We start from the raw sequence: 23,421 nt of genomic DNA, 5'->3' as shown, positions 1-23,421 counted from the left end.
CGGACAGAACAGCCGGAGGACAGCCCAGCAGGGCGTCAGTCAGTGCCCGAGCCACGACTACCGGAACCTGAGTATCAGCATCAATGTCAGTGCCGCCGGGTAGGTTGTGGGGCATGCGCATCGCGACCTGGAACGTGAACTCGATCACCGCCCGTCTGCCGCGGCTGCTGGCCTGGCTGGAGAGCAGCGGCACCGACGTGCTGTGCCTGCAGGAGGCCAAGATCTCCGAGGAGCAGTTCCCCCGCGACCAACTGCGCGAGCTGGGGTACGAGGCGGCGGTCCACGCGACCGGCCGCTGGAACGGCGTGGCGGTGCTCTCCCGGGTCGGCCTGGCGGACGTCGTCAAGGGCCTGCCGGCCGACCCCGGGTACGACGGCGTGCAGGAACCCCGGGCGATCTCCGCGACCTGCGGCCCGGTCCGCGTCTGGTCGGTGTACGTGCCCAACGGCCGCGAGGTCGACCACCCGCACTACGCCTACAAGCTCCAGTGGTTCGAGGCGCTGCGGGCCGCCGTCGCGGGCGACGCGGCGGGCGGCCGCCCCTTCGCGGTCCTCGGCGACTACAACGTGGCGCCGAGCGATGACGACGTCTTCGACGTGGCCGCCTTCGAGGGCCTGACCCATGTCACCCCGGCCGAGCGCGCCGCGCTGACCGCGCTGCGCGAGACGGGCCTCACGGACGTCGTCCCGCGCCCCCTGAAGTACGACCGCCCCTACACGTACTGGGACTACCGCCAGCTCGCCTTCCCCAAGAACCGCGGCATGCGCATCGACCTGGTCTACGGCAACAAGCCCTTCGCCGAGGCCGTCAAGGACGCCTATGTCGACCGCGAGGAGCGCAAGGGCAAGGGCGCCTCGGACCACGCCCCCGTGGTGGTGGACCTGACGGTCCAGGCGGATTGATCACGGGCGTCGTGGGGGCGACACCCCGCGCCCACCCTGTGGTGCGGGCACCGGGTCGGTGACACGCTGTGTACATGAACATCCCCTTCCTGGGCAACCGGCACAAGAAGAGCGATGCCCCGGTGCTGCCCGCCGACCGCGAGGGCGTCGCCGAGCTGCTGTCCGAGTGCGATCTGCTGCGCTCCCAGGCGGCCCAGGAGGGCGTCCGGCTGGACGACTCCGTGACCTCGCTCGAGGCCCTTGACCAGCTGGTGCCGCGCTGGCGCGACGACGCGGAGATCCTGCCGTGGCTGGGCAATGACGCGGGGCTGTATCTGGGCACGGTCATCGTGCGCACCGTGCCCGGCGCGTACTGGGAGTTCCAGCCCGGCGGGCAGCCCGTCGTACGGCTCGCATCCGGGCGTGAGTTCGATGTCGTCGAGGCCGGTCACGAGTGGGCCACCAGCGGCGTTCCCGAGCTGTCGCAGCTGTACGCGGAGGTCGCCGAGGCCTGACGGGCGCAGTGAATACGGCTGATGCCCGAAAACACCGGGGCGAGCCGGACGAGGCCGGCGCCAGGCCGCCCACCGAGGTTGTTCCTCCGTGCCCGGGAAGCCGATCGCGTCCCGCCTCGACTACGATGTGCCGTCCATCCCCGTGGAGACCGGTGATCTCACCGCTCCGCACCGGGATGTGCGTGCCGCTCTCCTGGTTCGCCCGCTGGGCGTCCCGGCGTGAGCGGCGCGGTCCCAAGACCGAGGCCGTGGACGTCGCCGCGGCCCCGCCGGGGACGCTGCCGACCGGTGGGAACCTGCTCACCGCTCCGAAACCGTAGGGGGCAGCGGCTCGGGGCCGGGCCCGCCCGGCGGCAGCCGGAGATCACTGCTCGCGCGGCGGTGCGCACCCGCAGCACGGGTCGGCCGCCGGCGAGGAGAAGGTCAGCTGCGCGCCGGACGGGTTGCTCCCGGGCCCCGGCTGCCACAAGACCGCCGGTCCTCGCGTGCCCTAGGACGCCCGGTGCGAGCGTGGTGCCTCCGGCGCCGGCGCCGGAGGCGGCGCCTGCGCGGCCCGCGTCACATCGGCGACCAGCTCGACCACGTCCGGGCCGTACGCCTGCGAGTTGACCACCTTCAGCAGGAGCACGAACGGGTTCCCGCCGTGCTTGCGGGCCAGCCGCTCGTGGTGCCGGGCGAGATAGCGGGTCGCGGCCTGGTTGGTGATCGCGCGCTGCCCGCAGAACAGGAACACCGGCCGTGCCTCGCGCCGCTGCCCGGCGGTCAGCCGGGCCAGCAGCACATATTCGGTGACGCCCGGCTCCAGACGGTAACGCTCGCCGCCGATCTGGAAGGCGCCGCGGTCCGGGCCCGGCTCCGGGTCGATGTTCACCCGCACCCCGGGTAGCATCGCCGACATGTGGGCCAGCATGCGCCGGTTCGAGGCGGGCCCGCCCACGCAGAACTCGGTGCGCTCGCCGAAACCCTGCTGGACGTTGTCCTGGGTCACCATCTGCAGATGCGCGCCGCAGTCCTTGATCAGGGCGGCCAGCTCCAGCAGCGCGAACACATCGAAGCGGTGCACCGCCGGTTCGGAGGTCGCCGGGTCGCGGTTGACGACGAGCAGCGACTCGGAGTTCTCCGGCAGCCCGAAGAACGCCTGCTTGCGCCGCAGCCTGCGCTTCCACACGGTGGTGCGGGCCAGCCAGCCGAGGCCGGCGCTGATGCCGGCGGCCACCAGGCCCAGGATGATGTTGCGCACGTCGTCATTCATGGGCGCGCATGCTAGCGGGCGAAGGCAAACCGGTGTTCGAGACGGTCCTGACGGGGACATGCCGTTCCATTAAGCTGCGCGGACGGTCACTCGCTGGAGGTGCGGATGCGTCGCCCTGTCGCGCGGAAACTGTCGGTCCTTGCGGTCTCGGCCGCCGTCGTGTCCGTGGGGGCTGCGGCGCCGCCCGGCGCCACGAGCACCACCCCGCCCAAGACCCCGGTCGCCGCCGGCTACGGCGGCGCGGTCGCCAGCGTCGACGCGGACGCCTCGGCCGCCGGCATCGAGGTCCTGAAGAAGGGCGGCAACGCGGTCGACGCCGCCGTCGCCACGGCCGCCGCCCTGGGGGTCACCGAGCCGTACTCCGCCGGCATCGGCGGGGGCGGCTACTTCGTCTACTACGACGCCAAGTCCCGTGCCGTGCACACCATCGACGGCCGGGAGACCGCGCCGCTCAGCGCCGGCTCCGACCTCTTCCTGGAGAACGGCAAGCCACTCGCCTTCGCCGACGCCGTCAGCAGCGGACTGAGCGTCGGCACACCGGGCACGCCCGCCACCTGGCAGAAGGCCCTGGACGCCTGGGGCAGCAAGAAGCTGGGCACGGTGCTGGGGCCCGCCGAACGGCTCGCCCGCGACGGCTTCACCGTCGACGACACGTTCCGTTCGCAGACGGCGGCCAACGAGACCCGGTTCCGCTACTTCCCGGACACCGCCGAGCTGTTCCTGCCGAACGGGCGGCTGCCCGTCGTCGGCGCCACCTTCAAGAACCCCGATCTGGCCCGCACCTACCAGGAACTGGGCCGCAAGGGCATCGGCACGCTCTACCGCGGCGACCTCGGCAAGGACATCCTCGCCACCGTCAACAAACCGCCGGTCGACCCCGGTTCCGGCTGGAACGCGCGTCCCGGCCGGCTGTCCGCCAAGGATCTCGCCGCCTACCGCGCCAAGTTCCAGGCGCCCACCAAGACGTCGTACCGCGGGCTCGGTGTCTACTCGATCGCGCCCTCGTCCTCGGGCGGCACCACGGTCGGCGAGGCCCTCAACATCCTTGAGAAGACCGACCTTTCGAAGGCGACCGACGCGCAGTACCTGCACCGCTTCATCGAGGCGAGCCGGATCTCCTTCGCGGACCGCGGGCGCTGGGTCGGCGACCCCGCCTTCGAGGACGTGCCGACCAAGCAGCTGCTGTCGCAGTCGTACGCCGACTCACGCGCCTGCCTGATCAAGGACGACACGGTGCTGACCAGCCCGGTCGCGCCCGGCGACCCGCGGCACCCGGCGGCCTGCGGCACGGGCGGCACGGCGGCCCCGACGACGTACGAGGGAGAGAACACCACGCACCTCACGGTCGCCGACAAGTGGGGCAACGTCGTCTCCTACACGCTCACCATCGAGCAGACCGGCGGCAGCGCGATCACCGTGCCCGGCCGGGGGTTCCTCCTCAACAACGAGCTGACGGACTTCTCCTTCGCCCCGGCCAACCCGGCCGTGCACGACCCGAACCTGCCCGGTCCCGGCAAGCGGCCGCGGTCGTCGATCTCGCCGACGATCGTGCTCGACCGGCACGGCAGGCCGGTGGTGGCGCTCGGGTCGCCCGGCGGCGCGACCATCATCACGACCGTGCTGCAGACCCTGACCGGGTTCCTCGACCGGCACCTGCCGCTGGTCGACGCGATCGCCGCGCCCCGCGCCAGCCAGCGCAACGCGGCCAGGACGGAACTCGAACCCGGCCTCTACGACAGCAACCTGCGGGCGCGGCTCGAAGCCATCGGGCACGCCTTCTCGCTCAACCCGGAGATCGGCGCCGCGACGGGCGTGCAACGCCTCCCCAACGGCAAGTGGCTGGCCGCGGCGGAAACGGCACGCAGGGGCGGCGGCTCGGCCATGGTGGTACACCCGACCCGATGACTTCGGCGGGCACGCGCCGTCGGGCCGGGTGGCGGGCAGCTCGCGGTCGGAACGGATTCAGGGTTCGGGGGTGGGTGGCTGCTGCGAGTTGTCCGGGGTGGAGGGCGGTCCGGGCGGCGTGTCCTGGGCGGAGGCCGGCGGCGGTGCCGTGCCGTCGACTGGGTCCGTGCCGGCCCGCGGCGGCCGTTCCGTGTCGAAGGTCAGGTGGTGGTCCGTGGCGTCCACCCGGACGCGGCTGCCCTCCGTGAGACGGCCGTCCAGCAGGAGGCGGGAGATGCGGTTGTCGACCTCGCGCTGGATGGTACGGCGCAGCGGGCGGGCGCCGTACTCCGGCTGATGACCGCGCTCCGCGATCCAGCCGACGGCCGCGTCGGTGAAGTCGACGGTGACCCCCTGGGCATGCAGCAGCCGCCGCGTGCGCTCCAGCAACAGGTCGGTGATCTGCCGCAGTTGCCCGGCGGTGAGCCGGCGGAACACCACGATCTCGTCGATCCGGTTCAGGAACTCCGGTCGGAAGTGCTCGCGCAGCGGGCGCAGGATCTGCTCCCGCCGGGCCTCCTCGTCCGCCTCCGCGCCGCCCGCGCCGAACCCGATGCCCGCGCCACGCCGGCCGATGGCCTCGGAACCCAGGTTGCTGGTCATCACGATGACCGTGTTGGTGAAGTCCACCGTCCGGCCCTGCGCGTCGGTCAACCGCCCGTCGTCGAGGACCTGGAGCAGGATGTTGAAGACGTCCGGGTGCGCCTTCTCCACCTCATCGAGCAGCAGCAGCGAGTACGGGTGCCGGCGCACCACCTCGGTGAGCTGACCGGCCTCCTCATGGCCGACGTACCCGGGCGGCGCACCCACAAGCCGGGACACCGTGTGCCGCTCCTGGTACTCGCTCATGTCCAGCCGCACCATCCGGTCCTCGCTGCCGAACAGCACCTCCGCGAGCGCCCGGGCCAGCTCCGTCTTGCCCACGCCGGTCGGGCCGAGGAACAGGAAGCTGCCGATCGGCCGGTCCGGGCTGGCGAGCCCGGCCCGGGAGCGCAGCACGGCCTCGGCGACCACGGCGACCGCCTCGTCCTGTCCGATCACCCGCTGGTGCAGATGCTCCTCCAGGCCGAGCAGCCGCTCCTTCTCCTCCTGGGTCAGCCTGCTGACCGGGATGTGGGTGAGCCGGGACACCACCTCGGCGATGGCCTCGGCCGTCACCTCCAGGTCCTGCCCCTCGTCGGCCTTGTCGTCGCCGGTGGTCTCGGAGATCCGGCCCTTCAGCGCCACGATGCGGTCCCGCAACTGCGTGGCCTGCTCGTACTGCTCGTCCGCGACCGCCTGGTCCTTGTCCCGCAGCAGCTGCTCGACCTCGCGTTCCATGGCACGCACGTCCGTGCCCTTGGTCCGGGCACCGAGCCGCACCCGGGCGCCCGCCTGGTCGATCAGGTCGATCGCCTTGTCCGGCAGCCGCCGGTCGGTGAGATAGCGGTCGGACAGCTCGACGGCGGCGACCAGCGCGTCGTCGGTGTAGCGGACCTGATGGTGCGCCTCGTAGCGGTCGCGCAGCCCGCGCAGTATCTCGATGGTGTCCGGGACGGTCGGCTCGGGCACCAGGATCGGCTGGAACCGGCGGGCCAGCGCCGCGTCCTTCTCGATCCTGCGGTACTCCTCCAGCGTGGTCGCGCCCACGACGTGCAGTTCGCCGCGGGCCAGCGCGGGCTTGAGGATGTTGCCCGCGTCCAGCGCGCCGCCCTCGCCGCCGGAGCCCGTGCCCACGACCGTGTGCAACTCGTCGAGGAAGACGATCAGCCGGTCCGAGTGCGCCCGGATCTCGCTGACGATGTTGTTCAGCCGCTCCTCGAAGTCCCCGCGGAAGCGGGTGCCCGCGACCACGCCGGTCAGGTCGAGGGCGACGACCCGGCGCCCGATGAGGACGTCCGGCACGTCGCCGTCGGTGATCCGCTGGGCCAGCCCCTCCACGATCGCCGTCTTGCCCACACCGGCGTCGCCGATCAGCACCGGGTTGTTCTTGCCGCGCCGGGACAGCACCTCGATGGTCTGCTCGATCTCGTCGTCCCGTCCGATGACGGGGTCGACCCGCCCCTGACGGGCCAGGTCGGTCAGGTCGCGGCCGTACTTGTCCAGGGTCGGGGTGGCCGGAGGCCGTTCGGTGCCGGCCCGCGGCGGCGCCTCGGGGGCGTCCGCGGGCATCCCGGCCGCCGCGAAGCGGGCCGCGTGGAGGATGTGCCCGGCGGCCGAGTCCGGGTTCGCGGCGAGCGCGCCGAGCACATGCTCAGGGCCGATGTATCCGGCGCCGCTCGACCGGGCCATGTCGTGCGCGTCCAGCAGCGCCCGCTTGACCGCGGGGGTCAGGGAGAGCGAGGTCGGCGGCGGCGCGCCGCCCGGCGGGTGCTGTACCGGCCCGGAGCGCTGGTCTATCTCCGTCGCGAGCGAGTCGGGGTCGGTGCCCGCCCGGCTGAGCAGGCTCCGGGTGGGTTCGGTGGCGAGGGCCGCGCGCAGCAGGTGCTGGGTGTCCAGATCGCGGCTGCCGTGCTCGGCGGCGTACTGGGCGGCGCCTTTCACCAGTTCCCTGGCCGGTTGGCTGAGCAGCCGGCCGATGTCCACCTGACGGGGGCCGGGATGCGGGCCGCCGCCGAAGAAGCGGGAGAGGAATTCACCGAAGGGGTCCGGGCCGTGTCCTTCCGGCCCAGTGAAGCCGCTGGTCATGGCGTTCCGTTCACCAAAGAGGTCCTACGGGTGGGCCTACACCACGATGACACGGCCAGCGACCCAAGGCATGTCCAGCGAACCCCAGCCAATCGACCCCGGCCCCGGCCTCGGGTCCGGCCTCGGGCTGGCCCCGGCGCCGTTCCCGGTCCCGGCCTGGCCCTGCCGGTCCGTGGCGTGGCCATGGTCGTACGGGGCTGACGGCGGGCGGACGCCGCGGGGTTTCGCCGGGTGTCACGGCAGGCTCGCGGTCGGTTCCCCGCTGGTACGGCGGGCGTCCGCGCGCCGCGGGAGCAGCGTCGCCCCCGGCCCCGGTTTTGGCCCGGCCCCAGGTCCCGGTCCCGGTCCCGGCCCCGCCCGGCCCCAGGTCCCGGTCCCGGCCCCCGGGGACCGGGCTCGGCTTGGCCCAGGTCCCGGCGTCGATCCCGGCCTCGGCCCGGCGTCGATCCCCGGCCTCGGTCCCGGCCTTGGCTAGGCCCTGGTCCCGGCTTCGATCCCTGCCTCGGCCTGGCCCCGGCGTCGCCCCTGGCCATGGCCCGGCCCCGGCTCCCGGCCTCGGCCTGGCCCAGACCCCGGCGTCGGTCCCGGCCCGGGTCCCGGCCTCGGCCTGGCACAGACGCCAGCCCCGGCCTTGGCCTTGGCTTCGGCGTCGGTCCCGACTTGGTCTCGGCCTCGGCCTGCCGGGTTGGTCGTCCTGCGCCGCGCAGCCGGCCGTGCGGCGGATGCCGGGCCCGCGGAGCGCTGCGCGGAAGGCCACGCCGTGATGGGTTCCCCCTGTTCGAGCGAAGGCGAGAACTCAGGGGGAGCCGTCGGCCGCGATGGTGCTGCGGACGAGCGACGGTGCATCGCGGCATGTCCAGCGGAGCGCTCGGCGTGCGGTGAGGATGTGGGGCCCGTGCCGTGATCGCCACCGTGTGCTCCGGGTGGGCCGCGCGTGAGCCGGCGTCGGTGCGCGGGGTTCCCCTGTCGATCAGCATGGGCTCGGTGGCAGGGCCGTGCCGGGCCGCGGGGTTCTCGTACATACGGAGGCATACGGAGGCCCGCGCCGTGCCACCGAAGCCGTCCGGGATGCCGTGACCGGCGGAGCGGCGCACCCTGCGATCGCGTGCCGGTCGATGGCGGCCGGGTCGCCGTCGTACAGCCCGGGTAATCCGGCGGTCATGGACTGCCCTGCTTGTGGTCAAGGGCGGGGAAAGTCGCCTGGTCGGGGAGTTGGGCGGGCGGTTCGGGCGGCATTCCGGGCCGCGGTCTGCGAGTCGTACCCGCCGGCGGTCGCAGTCGCCCGGAAAACTCCCTGTAGCGGTGGCGTAACACGGCTGGTGTTTTCTACCGGGCGGAGTGCTCCATTCTGGCGGGAGTTGGGCGATGGCAGTGGATCAACTCCCAGGAGAAGTACGGGAGTTCGCGAACTACCTGGACGGTCTCCTGGCGCGCCTCGACCCGCGCGGCGGCTGGTGCGCGGTCTTCTGGGGGCGGGACCCGGATGGTATGCGGGCGTGTCTCGACGGGCGGGAGATCCCGCCGTGGGACGTGGTGGAGGCGCTGTTGCAGGACCTGGCGGCGGCCTACGGCCCGGACACCGCAGGGGCGGAACAGGAGCGCGCCCGGCACCTGTACGCGACGGCGCTCACCGCGTACGACGCCCGGCCGGGCGCCCGGGACGCGCTCGGCGACCGTCTCGACGTGATGCTCCGCGAGCAGCGGTACACCGCCGAACGGCAGGAAGAACTGGGCCGGGCGCTCGCCGCCGCCGGGACCTCCGAGGCGGCCCACGCCCTCCGACTCGACCTTGCCTGGGCCCGCGACGACCACCAGCGGGCGACCGCACGGTGCGCCGAACTACGCCTGCGCATAGCCGAGTTGGACCGACGCGCCACCCACCCCACGCGGCACGGGACCGACGGTTTCCCCGCCGGGGCGCGGCACGGCACGGGACCGTGGCCCGACGCACCGGCACCGGGCCACCCGGCGGGCGGCCCGACGGCGGCGGGCTTCCCGGCAGCGGGTCCACCCCGGACCCGACACCCGCACGACCCCGGCCGTGAGCCCCGGGCTACTGCTCTCGGGCAGCCCACGCGTCCCGCCGCTCACGGCACCCCCGACGCCGTACCCGGTGACGCCCCGGATCCCACCGCCCCGGGCTCCCCTGAACACGGCGATCGACACCCGGCCGACAGGCACGACGCCGTCGGTGCGACCGCCGCCGCGCCCCCCGCAACAGCCGCCGCGCCCCCGGCGGCAGCCGGTCCGCCGCCGTCGCTCTCCGGCAAGCAGCGCAAGCGGCGGCGCGGTGGTGCCCGGTTCGCCGGGATGGTCGAGGACGACGTCGGGCCCGCCCCCGTGCCCGCGTCCGGACCGGTGCTGCCCGCGGCGGCCCCCGCCGGGCGCCGCACCCCGCGCGGCGCCCGGTTCGCCGGGGCCGCCGATGCGGTCGAGCCGCCCGGGCCACGGGTGGCACCCGCGGACGCCGAGGCGGCACCGGCCGTCGCGGGCGCCGTCCGGGCGCTGGAGCGGCTGCGCCGCGAGGGCCGCACCGGCGAGGCGCACGTCCTGCTGGTCGAGGCCGCGCACTGGCCCCCCGCCCGGCTCCCGCTGCTCGCCGCCGAACTGCGGCGCACCGGGCACGGCGCCGACTGGGCCACGCTGCTGTGGGAGGCCGCCTCGCTGCCCGCCGACCGCCTGGTCGCCGCCGCCGACGCCCTCGTCGCGGCGGGGCGGACCGCGGACGGGGAGCAGATCCTGCGCCAGGGCGTCGTACGGCCCGCCGAGGAGATCGGCGCGGCGGTGCTCGCACTGGCGGCCGAGGGACGCGTCCGCGAGGTGCGTGCCCTGCTCGACGCGTACGTCCGGGTCCGCACCCCCGAGGAGGCGGCCCGCAGCGCCGCCGTCGATCCGCGGCGCCTCGTACCGCACCTGCTGGAGGCCGCGCGGGCCGTCTCGCAGGAGCGACACTGGGACCTGGTGCACGCCCTGCGCGTGGCCGGACACTCCGCCTGACCGGCCCAGCGGCTCACCCACTGGAGTGTGAAACATGATCGACTCCGCGGGTTCACGACGATGGTCTTGGCAAGCCCGTCCCGGAGGCTTACGTTCGTCCCTCTACCGCCTGCATCTACGGGCGTAGAGGCTCTGACGTCCCGTCGAAGGAGCAGCTCATGGCCGACGTCCTACGCGCCGCTCTGGTCCAGGCCACCTGGACCGGCGACACCGAGTCCATGGTGGCGAAACACGAGGAGCACGCCCGCGAGGCGGCCCGCCGGGGAGCCCGGATCATCGGCTTCCAGGAGGTCTTCAACGCTCCCTACTTCTGCCAGGTCCAGGAGCCGGAGCACTACCGCTGGGCCGAGCCGGTGCCGGACGGGCCGACCGTGCGTCGCATGCGGGAGCTGGCCCGTGAGACCGGCATGGTGATCGTCGTGCCGGTCTTCGAGATCGAGCAGTCCGGCTTCTACTACAACACCGCGGCCGTGATCGACGCCGACGGCAGCTACCTCGGCAAGTACCGCAAGCATCACATCCCGCAGCTCAAGGGCTTCTGGGAGAAGTACTACTTCAAGCCGGGCAACGCCGGCTGGCCCGTCTTCGACACCGCGGTGTGCAAGGTCGGCGTCTATATCTGCTACGACCGGCACTTCCCCGAGGGCTGGCGCCAACTCGGCCTCGGCGGCGCCCAGTTGGTGTACAACCCGTCGGCCACCTCGCGTGGCCTCTCGGCCCATCTGTGGCAGCTGGAGCAGCCGGCCGCGGCGGTGGCCAACGAGTACTTCATCGCCGCCATCAACCGGGTCGGACAGGAGGAGTACGGGGACAACGACTTCTACGGGACGAGCTACTTCGTCGACCCGCGCGGACAGTTCGTCGGCGACGTCGCCGGCGACAAGGACGAGGAACTGCTCGTCCGCGATCTCGACCTAGACCTCATCGAAGAAGTGCGGCAGCAGTGGGCGTTCTACCGCGACCGCCGCCCCGACGCCTACGAAGGGCTGGTGCAGCCGTGAACGACCTCTACGCCCGCCACCGCAACGTCCTGCCCGACTGGCTCGCCCTCTACTACGAGGACCCGCTGGAGATCACCCACGGCGAGGGACGCCATGTCTGGGACGCGCGCGGCAACCGGTACCTGGACTTCTTCGGCGGCATCCTCACCACGATGACCGCGCACGCGCTGCCCGAGGTGACGAAGGCGGTCAGCGAGCAGGCGGGCCGGATCATCCACTCCTCGACCCTCTACCTCAACCGGCCGATGGTCGAACTCGCCGAGCGGGTCGCCCAGTTGTCGCAGATCCCGAACGCCAGGGTGTTCTTCACCAGTTCCGGCACCGAGGCCAACGACACCGCCCTGCTGCTCGCGACCGCCCACCGGGGCAGCAACACGGTCCTGGCGATGCGCAACAGCTACCACGGCCGCTCCTTCAGCGCGGTCGGCGTCACCGGCAACCGCGGCTGGTCCCCGACCGCCCTGTCCCCGCTGCAGACCCTGTACGTGCACGGCGGCGTCCGCACCCGCGGCCCCTACGCCCATCTGGACGACGCGGAGTTCATCGCCGCCTGCGTGGCGGACCTGAAGGACCTCCTCGGCCACACCCGGCCGCCGGCCGCCCTGATCGCCGAGCCCATCCAGGGCGTCGGCGGTTTCACCTCGCCGCCCGACGGCCTGTACGCGGCCTTCCGCGAAGTGCTCAAGGAACACGGCATCCTGTGGATCGCCGACGAGGTGCAGACGGGCTGGGGCCGTACCGGAGAACACTTCTGGGGCTGGCAGGCGCACGCCCGCAGCGGCCCGCCCGACATCGTCACCTTCGCCAAGGGCATCGGCAACGGCATGTCCATCGGCGGGGTCGTGGCCCGCGCCGAGATCATGAACTGCCTCGACGCCAACAGCATTTCGACGTTCGGCGGCACCCAGATCACCATGGCGGCCGGCCTGGCCAACCTCACCTATCTGCTGGAGCACGACCTGCAGGGCAACGCCCGCCGGGTCGGCGGTCTGCTCATCGAGCGGCTGCGGGCCGTCGCCGCGCAGCTGCCCGGCGTACGCGAGGTGCGCGGGCGCGGGCTGATGATCGGTATCGAGCTGGTGCGGCCGGGCACCGACGAGGCCGACCCGCAGGCGGCCTCCGCCGTCCTGGAGGCGGCCCGCGAGGGCGGGTTGCTGATCGGCAAGGGCGGCGGCCACAACACCAGCGCCCTGCGCATCGCGCCACCGCTGTCGCTGACCGTCGCGGAGGCCGAGGAGGGCGCCGCCGTCCTCGAACACGCCCTCAGGAGCACGCAGTAGCGCCGAACCCGCCCGCGGCAGACGACTCGGCACCGGCATCCCGCGCCCCGGAGGAGAACCGAGCAGCAGAGAACGAGAAGCGAAGCAGAAGAGCAAGGAAGGGGAGCATGCCATGACCACCGCCTTGGAGCCCCTGGAACCGGTGCTGTCGGTGCGTCAGGTCCTCGCCCTGGAACGGGTGCTGGCCGGGGAGCCCGAGGTGGTGGCCGGCGCCGCCCAGCTCGACCGGCCGGTGCGCTGGGTGCACGTGGCCGAGGCCGCCGACGTCGGCGTGATGCTCACCGGCGGGGAGATGGTGCTCACCACCGGGGTGCTGCTCGCCGGCGACGAGGACAAGCAGGCCGAGTACATCCGGTCGCTGTACCGCGCGGAGGCCGCGGCCGTCGTACTGGGCCTCGGCCGGGCGTTCCCGGCGCCGCCGGACGTGATGCGCCGGGCCGCCGAGCGGTGCGGGCTGCCCCTGGTCGTGCTGCACCGGCCGTTCCCCTTCGCCGAACTGACCGAGGAGGTGCAGTCCCGGCTGGTACGGCGCAAGTTCGCCGCCGTCAGCCTCTCGGAGGCGGTACGGACCGCGCTGACCGCCCTGATCACCGCGGGCGCGCCGCTGCAGAGCCTGCTCGACGAGGTCGCCGCGCACAGCGCCTGCCCCGTCGTCGTCACCAACCTCGCCCACCGGGTGCTGGCCACGGCGGGGGAGCGGTCGGCCGTGGACGACGTACTGCGCGACTGGGAGCGCATCGCCCGGCAGGCGGGCGGCAGCGAGGGCGACGGCTGGATCCGGGCCGAGCTGGGCGGACGCGGGGAGCGCTGGGGGCAGATCGTGCTGTGCGGGTACCGCGGCGGCACGGCCGCCGGCCGGCTGCTCGCCGACCGGGCCGCCGAGGCCCTGGTGCTGCACCGCATGCTCGGCGGCGGCTCGGCCCACTCCTGGGAGGAGCAGTCCGCGCAGAGCCTGCTGACCGACCTGGTCTCCGGGGCGGTACCGGCCCGGCAACTGCTGCCGCGGGCGCGGGCGGCCGGGCTGCCGGTCAACCGGCGGACCTTCGTCCCGCTGGTGGTGCGGGACGTCGCGCCCGCCGGGCTCGACCGGGTGCTGCGGATGCTGGGGCTCGCCGGACTCGTCGCCGAACTCGCCGACGGGGCCACCGCGGTGCTGCTGAGCCTCGCCCGGGACCAGGACGCGCAGGCGCTCACCGCGCACTTCGCGGCCCGGCTGCGGGCCGAGTCCGGCCGCACCCGCAGCGTGGTCGCCGCGGCCGGGCCGCGGACCGTCTGGGACGAGGTGCCCGCCGGGCTGCACGAGGCCCAGCACGTCGCCGACGCCGTCGCCGACTCCTCCGCCGCCCTCGACCTGCCCTGCGTCGTCCGGCTCAGGGACGTCCATCTGCGCGGCCTGGTCCGGCTCCTGCGCGACGACCCGCACGTCCAGTCCTTCGCGGAGCGGGAGCTGGACGGGCTGCTGAGCGGCACCGACCGGGACCTTCTGAACGTGCTGCGGACCTATCTCGCCACCGGCCGCAACAAGTCCCGCACCGCCCAGCTGCACCATGTCTCCCGGCCCGCGCTCTACCGCCGTCTGGAGGCGATACAGGCCCGGCTCGGTGTCGACCTCGATGACTTCGAACAGGCGGCCTCGGTGCACATCGCGCTGCTCGCGCACGACGCGCAACACGGCTGAAACGCTGAACGACCTGCGAAAACGGCGGTGAAACATGGCCCCGAGCCGATGTGACACGATGGCACGCCACACCCCCGCAGACGTGACACGCTGCCACTCAGTCCGCGTCCGGGGACTTCCTAGGCTCACCGCACACCGAGCGACCGGAGGTCCCGATGAGCCAAGTGATCCGTGCCGCCCTCTTCCAGACCGCCTGGACCGGCGACAAGGAGTCGATGATCCAGGTCCACGAGCAGGCGGTCCGCGACGCGGCAGCGCAGGGCGCCCGCGTCCTGTGCTTCCAGGAGCTGTTCTACGGGCCGTACTTCTGCCAGGTCCAGGACAAGGCGTTCTACGAGTACGCCGAGCGGATCCCCGAGGGCCCCACCGTGCGCCGCTTCCAGGCCCTGGCACGGGAGTGCGGCATCGTCCTCGTGCTGCCCATGTACGAGGAGGAGCAGCCCGGCGTCCTCTACAACACCGCGGCGGTGATCGACGCGGACGGCTCCTACCTCGGCAAGTACCGCAAGACCCACATCCCGCAGGTCGACGGCTTCTGGGAGAAGTTCTACTTCCGCCCCGGGAACAGCGGCTGGCCCGTCTTCGAGACGGCCGCCGGCCGGATCGGCGTCTACATCTGCTACGACCGGCACTTCCCGGAGGGCTGGCGGGCGCTGGGCCTCGGCGGCGCCGAGATCGTCTTCAACCCGTCGGCCACCTCACGCGGCCTGTCCCGCTATCTGTGGCAACTGGAGCAGCCGGCCGCCGCGGTCGCCAACGAGTACTTCGTGGGCGCGATCAACCGGGTCGGCGTCGAGGACCTCGGCGCCAACGACTTCTACGGGACGACGTACTTCGTCGACCCCGAGGCCCAGTTCGTCGGCGAGGTGGCGAGCGACAAGGAGACCGAACTCGTCGTGCGCGACCTGGACCTGGCCAAGCTTCGCGAGGTCCGCGACCGCTGGCAGTTCTACCGCGACCGTGCCCCGGGCGCCTACGGGCCGCTGACGGCTCCGTGATTGCGCCGTCCGTACGGACGCGCCCCGAAGGGGCGCCGGGCCGTGTCCGATGCGCGGCTGCCGCCGCCCCGGCCCGAGCAGCCACCTCGAATCCGCACATGACCAGCGAGGGAGTGGACCCATGACCGGCCGTACCGTCATCCGCGGTGGACTCGTCGTCACCGCGGCCGACGAGATCCACGCCGACGTCCTGATCGAGGACGGCCGTATCGCCGCCCTCGCGGCCTCCGGCACCGAGGCGGCCGGGGCCTTCACCGCCGACCGGAGCATCGACGCCACCGGGAAGTACGTCATCCCGGGCGGGGTCGACGCCCACACCCACATGGAGATGCCGTTCGGCGGCACCTTCGCCTCGGACACCTTCGAGACCGGCACCCGGGCCGCCGCCTGGGGTGGTACGACGACGATCGTCGACTTCGCCGTCCAGAGCGTCGGCCGCTCGCTGCGCGAGGGACTGGACGCCTGGCACGCCAAGGCCGAGGGCAACTGCGCCGTCGACTACGGCTTCCACATGATCGTCTCCGATGTGAAAGCGGAGACGCTGAAGGAGATGGATCTGCTGGTGGAGGAGGGCGTGACCTCCTTCAAGCAGTTCATGGCCTACCCGGGCGTCTTCTACAGCGACGACGGTCAGATCCTGCGCGCCATGCAGCGCGCCGCGGGCAACGGCGGGCTGATCATGATGCACGCCGAGAACGGCATCGCGATCGACGTCCTGGTCGAGCAGGCACTCGCCCGCGGCGAGAGCGACCCCCGCTACCACGGCGAGGTCCGCAAGGCACTGCTGGAGGCCGAGGCCACCCACCGCGCCATCCGGCTCGCCCAGGTCGCCGGGGCGCCGCTGTACGTCGTGCACGTCTCCGCGCAGGAGGCGGTCGCCGAACTGACCAGGGCCCGCGACCAGGGTCTGCACGTCTTCGGCGAGACCTGCCCGCAGTATCTGTTCCTGTCGACCGACAACCTCGCCGAACCCGGCTTCGAGGGCGCCAAGTACGTCTGCTCCACCCCGCTGCGCCCCCGGGAGCACCAGGCGGCGCTGTGGCGGGGACTGCGCACCAACGACCTCCAGGTCGTCTCCACCGACCACTGCCCCTTCTGCTTCACCGGCCAGAAGGAGCTGGGCCGCGGCGACTTCTCGAAGATCCCCAACGGCCTGCCCGGCGTCGAGAACCGCATGGACCTGCTGCACCAGGCCGTCGTCGACGGACACATCTCCCGCCGCCGCTGGATCGAGATCGCCTGCGCCACCCCGGCGCGGATGTTCGGCCTGTACCCGAAGAAGGGCACCATCGCCCCCGGCGCCGACGCCGATGTCGTCGTCTACGACCCGCACGCCGAGCAGGTGGTGTCCGTGACCACCCACCACATGAACGTCGACTACTCGGCCTACGAGGGCAGGCGCATCACCGGCCGGGTCGAGACCGTGCTCTCGCGCGGCGAGGCCGTCATCACTGAGCGGGAGTACACCGGACGCGCCGGGCACGGCGTCTACACCCCGCGCTCCACCTGTCAGTACCTCAACTAGGTCACCTAGGAGTGGCGCCCATGGACTTCGGACTCGTCCTGCAGACCGACCCGCCGGCCTCCCGCGTCATCAGCCTGATGCAGCGGGCCGAGCGCAACGGGTTCACCCACGGCTGGACCTTCGACTCCGCCGTGCTCTGGCAGGAACCCTTTGTGATTTACAGTCAGATCCTGTCGAGCACCGAGAAGTTGACCGTGGGTCCGATGGTCACCAACCCGGGCACCCGCACCTGGGAGGTCACCGCCTCCACGTTCGCCACGCTCAACGACATGTTCGGCAACCGCACCGTGTGCGGCATCGGCCGCGGCGACTCGGCGATGCGGGTGGCGGGCCGCAAACCCAACACGCTGGCCCGGATCAGCGACGCCATGAAGGTCATCCGGGCGCTGGGCCGCGGCGAGGAGGCCGACCTCGGCGGCGGCACCGTCGTCAGGTTCCCCTGGATCAAGCCGGGCGCCGAACTCCCGGTCTGGATGGCCGCGTACGGCCCCAAGGCCCTGAAGATGACCGGTGAGGAGGCCGACGGATTCATCCTCCAGCTCGCCGACCTCTACCTCACCGAGCACATGGTCAAGGCCGTCAAGGACGCGGCCGTCGCCGCCGGGCGCGACCCCGCCGAGGTGACGATCTGCGTCGCGGCCCCCGCGTACGTCACCGCGGACGACTCGCCCGCGGCGCTCGCCCACGCGCGCGAGCAGTGCCGCTGGTTCGGCGGGATGGTCGGCAACCACGTCGCCGACCTGGTCGCCAAGTACGGCGAACACTCCGTCGAGGTACCCGCCGAACTCACCGACTACATCAAGGCCCGCCAAGGCTACGACTACGCCCACCACGGGCGCAGCGGCAACCCCGACACCCAGTTCGTGCCCGACGAGATCGTGGACCGGTTCTGCCTGATCGGCCCGGCCGACCGGCACATCGACAAGCTCCGTGCGCTGCGCGCCCTGGGCGTCGACCAGTTCGCCGTGTACGACATGCACGACGCCCAGGAGGCGGTCATCGACGCCTACGGCACCCAGGTGATCCCGGCCGTCAACGGCTGACCGACCGGCCACCTGCCGTCAACGGCTGACCGACCGGCCACCTCGTACCCGACCGCCCGTACCCGACCGCCCGTACCCGCCCCCCTCGTCCCGCCGTACGAGGAAGGCGGCCAGGGCGTTCTTCGCACCCCCACCCATCGGCGCCACCCGCACGGCCTCTCCCGTCCCGTCTCCTCGATTGGCCTGCCCATGACCGACACCGCTCCCTCGGCCATACCGCCGACGTCCCAAGTCACCCTCGCCGACGGCCGCGTGGAGGTCGCCCCCGGCTCGCCCCAGCCCAGCGGCCGCTACGCCAACGCGGACCTGCTGCCGGTGCCCGCCGGGCGGCGCACCTGGACGACGTACAACTTCTGCGCGCTGTGGGTCGGCATGGCCCACAACACGGCCTCCTGGACGCTGGCCTCCGGGCTCATCGCGGTGGGCATGGACTGGAAACAGGCCGTGTTCACCATCGCCCTGGCCAATGTGATCGTGCTTGTCCCGATGCTGCTCACCGGGCACGCCGGACCCAAGTACGGCATCCCCTTCCCGGTCTTCGCGCGCGCCTCCTTCGGCGTGCGCGGCGCCAACCTGCCCGCCGTCGTACGGGCGTTGGTGGCCTGCGGCTGGTTCGGCATCCAGACCTGGATCGGCGGCGAGGCCATCTACTTCCTCGCCGGCAAGCTGATCGGGGACGGTTGGGCCGACGCCGCGAAGATCGGCGGATACGCCTGGACCATGTGGCTGTCGTTCGCGATCTTCTGGGCGATCCAGGTGGCCATCATCTACCGGGGCATGGAGACCATCCGCCGCTTCGAGAACTGGGCGGCGCCGTTCGTGCTGGTCGGCGCGTTCGTGATGCTGTGGTGGATGAGTGAGCGGGCCGGCGGCCTCGGCCCGCTCTTCGACCAGCCGTCCAAGCTGGGCTGGGGCGGCGACTTCTGGAAGCTGTTCTGGCCCTCGCTCATGGGCATGATCGGCTTCTGGTCCACACTGTCGCTGAACATCCCCGACTTCACCCGCTACGGCAGGAGCCAGCGGGCACAGACGTGGGGGCAGGCCCTGGGGTTGCCCACCACGATGACCTTGTTCGCCTTCCTGTCCGTGCTGGTGACGTCCGGTTCGCAGGCGGTGTACGGCGAGCCGGTCTGGGACCCCGTCCAACTGGCCGCCAAGACCGACAACGTGGTGGGCCTGCTGTACGCGCTGGTGACCGTGCTGGTGGCGACCCTGTCCGTGAACATCGCCGCCAACCTGGTCTCGCCGGCCTTCGACTTCTCCAACGTCGCGCCCCGCAGGGTCAGTTTCCGCGCGGGCGCGCTGATCACGGCCGTGCTCGCCGTGCTGATCTTCCCGTGGAAGCTGTACTCCGACCCGCAGGGCTACATCTTCACCTGGCTCGGCCTGGTCGGCGGGCTGCTCGGCACCGTCGCGGGCATCCTCATCGCCGACTACTGGATCCTGCGCCGCACCCGGCTCGACCTCGCCGACCTGTACCGAAGGGGCGGACGCTACTGGTACGAGGGCGGCTGGAACTGGCGGGCCGTCGTGGCCTTCCTGACCGGCGGGGTGCTCGCGGTCGGCGGCGCCGACTTCCAACCGCTCATCGACGGCAGGCCCGTCCCGGCGCTGTCCTCACTGGCCGACTACGGCTGGGCGGTGGGCCTCGGCACATCGATGGCGGTCTATCTGGTGCTGACACTGCTGCGCGGACAGCGCCCCGAGGAGACCACCGGCTGACCCGGACCCTGGCGGACGGCCGGCGGTGCCGCCAGACTCGACGGCCGTCCGCCGGGATGCGCGCCCTGTGTTGAGCCGTGACCCGTGAGCCGTATCGACCGTCAACAGCCGGCCGTCAGCCGTCGGTCGCGGCGGCGGTGCCCGAGAGACCGCCGGGCAGCGAGGCGACGGCGGGAACCGCGGCGGCTGCCGACGCACGCCTCAGGAAGACGCGGCGGTTGGTGGTGGCCCGCCGGGGCGCGCGTCTTGCCATGACCCGTCCGCCGGGGTGCCCCTGGCCGGGGGGCTAGGTCGGTTCGGGCAGTCGGCCCGTGCAGGTCGCGCGGCCGAACTCGCCGGAGGCGGTGGCGCTTTGCACATGGTCGCCGCGGATGGCCAGCGCGCACCTGGCCCGGCCGCCCCGCTCCCCGAGGACGATGCTGACGATCGGGTCCCGGCCGACCGGGACCCGCACGGTCTTGCGCCACGGCAGTGTCGCCGCGGACACCACGGTGGCCGTTCCCGCCTCGCTGCCGGCCTGGTAGGTGATGTCGGCGGTGCCGGTCCCCGTCACCTCGTACGTCACCGGTGCGGTGCGGGTCGGGTGCTGCGCCGTGCCGGCGCCGCCGCCGTCGGAGTCGAGGACGCCGAACAGACCGAGGGTCAGACAGGCGGCCAGCACGGCGCCGGCCACCGCGAGCCCCGCACGGAACGCGCGCCGCTCGGAGCGCTCCCCGGTCTGCGACCCGGGCCCGTCCTGGGAACCCGGCTCGTCCGATGTGTCCGACGTGGATGCCGCGGCCGTACTGCCCATGTCCCATTCCCTTCGGAAACACCCGGTCCGTATGCGAGCCGGGTGTTTATATCCGCTGTCGAGAACGGGTGTCCAGCGACCGGAGATAACGGACATCCGACCGGCCCGATGCGCGATCGAGTCCCGGTACGCACGGATCAACTGGCCTGAGTTTCCTGGGCCTTCAGCTCTTTCCGGCGCCGTTCTCCAGCGCCGACACGGCCGCTTTCGCCGCCTTGATGGCCCCCTTGTTGATCTCGTCGGTGGCGGGCGCCTTCTTCGTCTCGAAGTCGCTGCCGTTGTAGGTGACGATCACCAGGGCGTTGGCGGTGCGCACCACGACCACGCCCTCGCGGGTCTCCTGCTTGTCCTCGGTGGTGAGGTTTACCACCGAGTAACCCGAGTCGCCGATACCCGGAACGGCACCACCGCCGCTCTTCTCCGAAACCCGCTTCTCGTATTCCTTCTGTGCCGCCTTGTCCGACTCGGTGACCTCGTAGGAGACGTCGAGCCAGCGGTAGTCGTACCCCTTGAGCGCGTTCCAGGAGCAGGTGCGGCGCAGCTTCGGGTCCGTCGAGGGGATCTCCTTGCCGGCCGTCTTGGCACCCGGCACCAGGTCGGTGACGGTCGCCTTGGACACGCTGCCGCAGGGCGCGGGCGCGGCGGCGTACGTCTTCGACACGGCCGTCGAGGACGGCGCCGAGGGCGACGACCGGTCGGCCGCCTTCTGCTCCGGCTGCTGTTCCGTGGCCGGTGACGCGGCGAACGGACCGGATGTCAGCGCCCAGCCGGCCACGGCGAGCACGGCGACCGGCGACAGACGCGCGGTGAGGGCGAGCGGCAGAGGAAGATGACGCACGGCGTACTTCTCGTGGGGGAGGGGAGTGCGGAGGGGGTCCACACTGCGGGACGCCAGTGTCACACGACTGGCTGTGCGGCGGAAGTGCCAACCGGCTCGGTACCCGTGCGGTGACGGTGGAGACCGTGGGAAGGTGTGGACGAACCGTACCCATCACGGCCGTGGGACCGGCGCCCCGGACCGCGCGACAGGCCGTCTTCGCCCACGCGTCGGGCCGTGACTCCCGCCGCCGTACCGGCTGACGCGTGCCGGTCCCGCGCCACCGTGTGCGCTCTGGACGGACGGATCCCTCCTCTGCGTACGATCACACGACCGACCGCCGTTCAGTGAGGAGCCCCCGTGTTCACCACCCGGCCCACCCTCCAGGGCACCTTCGGCATGGTGTCCTCCACGCACTGGCTGGCCTCGCAGTCCGCGATGGCCGTGCTGGAGGACGGCGGCAACGCCTTCGACGCGGCCGTGGCCGGCGCGTTCGTGCTGCATGTCGTCGAGCCGCACCTCAACGGACCGGCCGGCGAGGTGCCGATCCTGCTCGCTCCCGCGGGCGGCGAGGTGCGGGTGCTGTGCGGACAGGGCGTGGCCCCGGCGGGGGCCACGGTCGCGCACTACCGGGGACTCGGCCTGGACCTCGTACCCGGCACGGGACCGCTCGCCGCCGCCGTGCCCGGCGCCTTCGACGCCTGGCTGCTGCTCCTGCGCGACCACGGCACCAAGTCCCTCGCCGATGTCCTGCGGTACGCGATCGGCTACGCCGAACACGGACACCCGCCCGTGGAGAACCTCGGCCTGACCGTCGAGAGCGTCCGCGAACTGTTCGAGACCGAGTGGACCTCGTCGGCGCAGGTGTATCTGCCCGGCGGCCGGTCGCCCCGGCCCGGCCGGCTGCTGCGCAACACCGCGCTCGCCGCCACCTGGAAGCGGCTGCTCGCCGAGACCGAGGGCGCGGGCGACCGCGAGGCGCGCATCGATGCAGCCCGCGAGGTGTGGCGGACCGGTTTCATCGCCGAGGCGCTGGTACGGCAGGCCCGGCGGCCCACCCTGGACACCAGCGGCGAACGGCACAGCGGCACGCTCGGCGCCGCCGACCTCGCCGGCTGGTCCGCGAGCTACGAGGCCCCCGCGACCTACGACTGGCACGGCTGGACGGTGTGCAAGGCGGGCCCCTGGAGCCAGGGCCCCGCCCTGCTCCAGCAGCTCGCCCTGCTCCCGCCCGAACTGCCCCCGTACGGCTCCGCCGACTACCTCCACCTGCTGATCGAGGGCTGCAAGCTCGCCATGGCCGACCGCGAGGCGTGGTACGGCGACGCCGCCGACGTGCCGCTCGCCGAACTGCTGTCCGACGCGTACAACGCCCGGCGGCGGGCGCTGGTCGGCGACCGCGCCTCCTGCGAACTGCGGCCCGGCAGCCCCGGCGGGCGCACCCCACGGCTGAGCGCGCACGCGCACGCGGTCGCCGGCGACGAGGCCGGGTTCGACCCGATGGGCGCCGGCGAGCCGACCGTCGCGCAGCCGCCGGGCGGGCCCGAGGTGGCCGCGGACGGCGCCACCCGCGGGGACACCTGTCACCTCGACGTCGTCGACCGCTGGGGCAACATGATCGCGGCGACGCCCAGCGGCGGCTGGCTCCAGTCCAACCCGGTCGTGCCCGAACTCGGCTTTCCGCTCGGCACCCGGCTGCAGATGACCTGGCTCGAGGAGGGCCTGCCCAACTCCCTGACCCCCGGCCGCCGCCCGCGCACCACGCTCACGCCGTCCATCGCGCTGCGCGACGGAACGCCCGTGATGGCCTTCGGCACCCCCGGCGGGGACCAGCAGGACCAGTGGCAGCTGCACTTCTTCCTCGCCGTCGCGCTGCGCGGCCCGGTCCGCGGCGGACTCGACCTCCAGGGCGCGATCGACGCCCCGAACTGGCACAACGACAGCTTCCCCAGCTCCTTCTACCCGCGCGGCCGGCGCCCGGGCAGCGTCACCGTGGAGTCCCGCACCGACCCCGCGGTCGTCGCGGAACTGCGGCGGCGCGGCCATGACGTCACCGTCGGCCCCGGCTGGTCCGAGGGACGCCTGTGCGCGGTGGCCCGGGACCCCGCGACCGGCGTGCTCTCGGCGGCGGCCAACCCGCGCGGGATGCAGGGCTACGCGGTGGGCCGCTGACCGCCGGCCGCCGACCGATGGAGCGCTGACCTCTGCCGACTGCCGGGCGGTGGGGCGGAACCGGATGTTCGTCTCGATTCCACCCGTGATACACCGAACCGGCGGGGATTGTCAGTGCCGCGTGCTCTCATGGAGG

General features: G+C 72.6%; 17 protein-coding genes and 1 pseudogene. 13 read left to right on the top strand and 5 right to left on the bottom strand.

Annotation, left to right across the window (positions count from 1 at the left end):
• Window positions 1-113 precede the first annotated feature (113 nt).
• The 3 genes and pseudogenes from ACIRFL_RS30535 to ACIRFL_RS30525 form a co-directional block, all read left to right on the top strand.
• Window positions 114-902, top strand: a complete 789-nt coding sequence (locus tag ACIRFL_RS30535; protein ID WP_404034662.1) for an exodeoxyribonuclease III — start codon at window positions 114-116, stop codon at window positions 900-902.
• A 74-nt stretch (window positions 903-976) separates the two neighbouring features.
• Complete coding sequence (locus tag ACIRFL_RS30530) at window positions 977-1,396, top strand: DUF6278 family protein (RefSeq protein ID WP_404034660.1); 420 nt, start codon at window positions 977-979, stop codon at window positions 1,394-1,396.
• A 94-nt stretch (window positions 1,397-1,490) separates the two neighbouring features.
• Window positions 1,491-1,716, top strand: a pseudogene (locus ACIRFL_RS30525) (amino acid ABC transporter permease); the annotation flags it as partial.
• Between the two features lie 170 nt (window positions 1,717-1,886).
• On the opposite strand, the gene ACIRFL_RS30520 reads toward ACIRFL_RS30525, so the two are convergent.
• Window positions 1,887-2,648 (bottom strand): hypothetical protein, encoded by a 762-nt coding sequence (locus tag ACIRFL_RS30520; protein ID WP_404034658.1) that lies wholly within the window; start codon window positions 2,646-2,648, stop codon window positions 1,887-1,889.
• Window positions 2,649-2,753: 105 nt separating this feature from the next.
• On the opposite strand from ACIRFL_RS30520, the gene ggt reads away from it, so the two are divergent.
• Window positions 2,754-4,553, top strand: a complete 1,800-nt coding sequence (gene ggt, locus ACIRFL_RS30515) for a gamma-glutamyltransferase (RefSeq protein WP_404034656.1) — start codon at window positions 2,754-2,756, stop codon at window positions 4,551-4,553.
• Between the two features lie 57 nt (window positions 4,554-4,610).
• Here ggt and ACIRFL_RS30510 read toward each other — a convergent pair whose 3' ends face one another.
• Window positions 4,611-7,259 (bottom strand): AAA family ATPase, encoded by a 2,649-nt coding sequence (locus ACIRFL_RS30510; protein ID WP_404034654.1) that lies wholly within the window; start codon window positions 7,257-7,259, stop codon window positions 4,611-4,613.
• Window positions 7,260-8,624: 1,365 nt separating this feature from the next.
• Between ACIRFL_RS30510 and ACIRFL_RS30505 the strand changes: the two genes are divergently transcribed.
• The 8 genes from ACIRFL_RS30505 (at window position 8,625) to ACIRFL_RS30470 (ending at window position 19,503) form a co-directional block, all read left to right on the top strand.
• On the top strand, window positions 8,625-10,256 hold the full coding sequence (locus tag ACIRFL_RS30505) for a hypothetical protein (protein ID WP_404034652.1): 1,632 nt from the start codon (window positions 8,625-8,627) through the stop codon (window positions 10,254-10,256).
• Between the two features lie 158 nt (window positions 10,257-10,414).
• Window positions 10,415-11,257 (top strand): nitrilase-related carbon-nitrogen hydrolase, encoded by an 843-nt coding sequence (locus ACIRFL_RS30500; protein ID WP_404034650.1) that lies wholly within the window; start codon window positions 10,415-10,417, stop codon window positions 11,255-11,257.
• Window positions 11,254-12,537 (top strand): aspartate aminotransferase family protein, encoded by a 1,284-nt coding sequence (locus ACIRFL_RS30495; protein ID WP_404034648.1) that lies wholly within the window; start codon window positions 11,254-11,256, stop codon window positions 12,535-12,537. The genes ACIRFL_RS30500 and ACIRFL_RS30495 overlap by 4 nt, the downstream gene beginning before the upstream one ends.
• Window positions 12,538-12,649: 112 nt before the next feature.
• On the top strand, window positions 12,650-14,215 hold the full coding sequence (locus tag ACIRFL_RS30490; protein WP_404034646.1) for a PucR family transcriptional regulator: 1,566 nt from the start codon (window positions 12,650-12,652) through the stop codon (window positions 14,213-14,215).
• Between the two features lie 155 nt (window positions 14,216-14,370).
• Complete coding sequence (locus tag ACIRFL_RS30485; RefSeq protein ID WP_404034644.1) at window positions 14,371-15,213, top strand: nitrilase-related carbon-nitrogen hydrolase; 843 nt, start codon at window positions 14,371-14,373, stop codon at window positions 15,211-15,213.
• Between the two features lie 121 nt (window positions 15,214-15,334).
• Window positions 15,335-16,738 carry a dihydropyrimidinase gene (gene hydA, locus ACIRFL_RS30480; RefSeq protein ID WP_404034642.1) on the top strand — a complete coding sequence of 468 codons (1,404 nt, stop codon included), beginning with the start codon at window positions 15,335-15,337 and terminating at the stop codon, window positions 16,736-16,738.
• A gap of 20 nt (window positions 16,739-16,758) precedes the next feature.
• Window positions 16,759-17,781, top strand: coding sequence for a TIGR03842 family LLM class F420-dependent oxidoreductase (locus ACIRFL_RS30475; RefSeq protein ID WP_404034640.1), 1,023 nt, complete (start codon window positions 16,759-16,761; stop codon window positions 17,779-17,781).
• A 189-nt stretch (window positions 17,782-17,970) separates the two neighbouring features.
• Window positions 17,971-19,503 (top strand): NCS1 family nucleobase:cation symporter-1, encoded by a 1,533-nt coding sequence (locus ACIRFL_RS30470; RefSeq protein ID WP_404034638.1) that lies wholly within the window; start codon window positions 17,971-17,973, stop codon window positions 19,501-19,503.
• Window positions 19,504-19,618: 115 nt separating this feature from the next.
• Here the strand turns inward: ACIRFL_RS30470 and ACIRFL_RS30465 are convergent, their stop codons facing one another.
• The 3 genes from ACIRFL_RS30465 to ACIRFL_RS30455 all read right to left on the bottom strand — a co-directional run bounded on the left by ACIRFL_RS30465 (window position 19,619) and on the right by ACIRFL_RS30455 (window position 21,134).
• The gene (locus ACIRFL_RS30465; RefSeq protein ID WP_404034636.1) at window positions 19,619-19,756 is read right to left on the bottom strand and encodes a hypothetical protein; all 138 of its coding nucleotides are present in this window, start codon (window positions 19,754-19,756) and stop codon (window positions 19,619-19,621) included.
• Between the two features lie 33 nt (window positions 19,757-19,789).
• Window positions 19,790-20,296: a hypothetical protein gene (locus ACIRFL_RS30460; RefSeq protein WP_404034634.1), complete on the bottom strand. Its 507-nt coding sequence runs from the start codon at window positions 20,294-20,296 to the stop codon at window positions 19,790-19,792.
• 163 nt (window positions 20,297-20,459) lie between these two features.
• Window positions 20,460-21,134 (bottom strand): hypothetical protein, encoded by a 675-nt coding sequence (locus ACIRFL_RS30455; RefSeq protein WP_404034632.1) that lies wholly within the window; start codon window positions 21,132-21,134, stop codon window positions 20,460-20,462.
• Window positions 21,135-21,473: 339 nt separating this feature from the next.
• On the opposite strand from ACIRFL_RS30455, the gene ACIRFL_RS30450 reads away from it, so the two are divergent.
• Window positions 21,474-23,285: a gamma-glutamyltransferase family protein gene (locus tag ACIRFL_RS30450; protein ID WP_404034630.1), complete on the top strand. Its 1,812-nt coding sequence runs from the start codon at window positions 21,474-21,476 to the stop codon at window positions 23,283-23,285.
• Window positions 23,286-23,421: the final 136 nt, after the last annotated feature.

It is taken from the genome of Streptomyces sp. NPDC102462, from assembly GCF_044765425.1.
Classification (GTDB): Bacteria; Actinomycetota; Actinomycetes; order Streptomycetales; family Streptomycetaceae; genus Streptomyces.
The sequence above is the reverse complement of the archived record's forward strand: the minus strand, read 5'-3'. Positions and strand labels throughout refer to the sequence as shown.

Coding starts and splice junctions, on each gene's coding strand:
- ACIRFL_RS30465 (WP_404034636.1), bottom strand. CDS start 19,756: ATGGCAAGACGCGCGCCCCGGCGGGCCACCACCAACCGCCGCGTCTTC.
- ACIRFL_RS30530 (WP_404034660.1), top strand. CDS start 977: ATGAACATCCCCTTCCTGGGCAACCGGCACAAGAAGAGCGATGCCCCG.
- ACIRFL_RS30505 (WP_404034652.1), top strand. CDS start 8,625: ATGGCAGTGGATCAACTCCCAGGAGAAGTACGGGAGTTCGCGAACTAC.
- ACIRFL_RS30475 (WP_404034640.1), top strand. CDS start 16,759: ATGGACTTCGGACTCGTCCTGCAGACCGACCCGCCGGCCTCCCGCGTC.
- ACIRFL_RS30460 (WP_404034634.1), bottom strand. CDS start 20,296: ATGGGCAGTACGGCCGCGGCATCCACGTCGGACACATCGGACGAGCCG.
- ACIRFL_RS30470 (WP_404034638.1), top strand. CDS start 17,971: ATGACCGACACCGCTCCCTCGGCCATACCGCCGACGTCCCAAGTCACC.
- ACIRFL_RS30520 (WP_404034658.1), bottom strand. CDS start 2,648: ATGAATGACGACGTGCGCAACATCATCCTGGGCCTGGTGGCCGCCGGC.
- ACIRFL_RS30535 (WP_404034662.1), top strand. CDS start 114: ATGCGCATCGCGACCTGGAACGTGAACTCGATCACCGCCCGTCTGCCG.
- hydA (WP_404034642.1), top strand. CDS start 15,335: ATGACCGGCCGTACCGTCATCCGCGGTGGACTCGTCGTCACCGCGGCC.
- ACIRFL_RS30500 (WP_404034650.1), top strand. CDS start 10,415: ATGGCCGACGTCCTACGCGCCGCTCTGGTCCAGGCCACCTGGACCGGC.
- ggt (WP_404034656.1), top strand. CDS start 2,754: ATGCGTCGCCCTGTCGCGCGGAAACTGTCGGTCCTTGCGGTCTCGGCC.
- ACIRFL_RS30490 (WP_404034646.1), top strand. CDS start 12,650: ATGACCACCGCCTTGGAGCCCCTGGAACCGGTGCTGTCGGTGCGTCAG.
- ACIRFL_RS30510 (WP_404034654.1), bottom strand. CDS start 7,259: ATGACCAGCGGCTTCACTGGGCCGGAAGGACACGGCCCGGACCCCTTC.
- ACIRFL_RS30485 (WP_404034644.1), top strand. CDS start 14,371: ATGAGCCAAGTGATCCGTGCCGCCCTCTTCCAGACCGCCTGGACCGGC.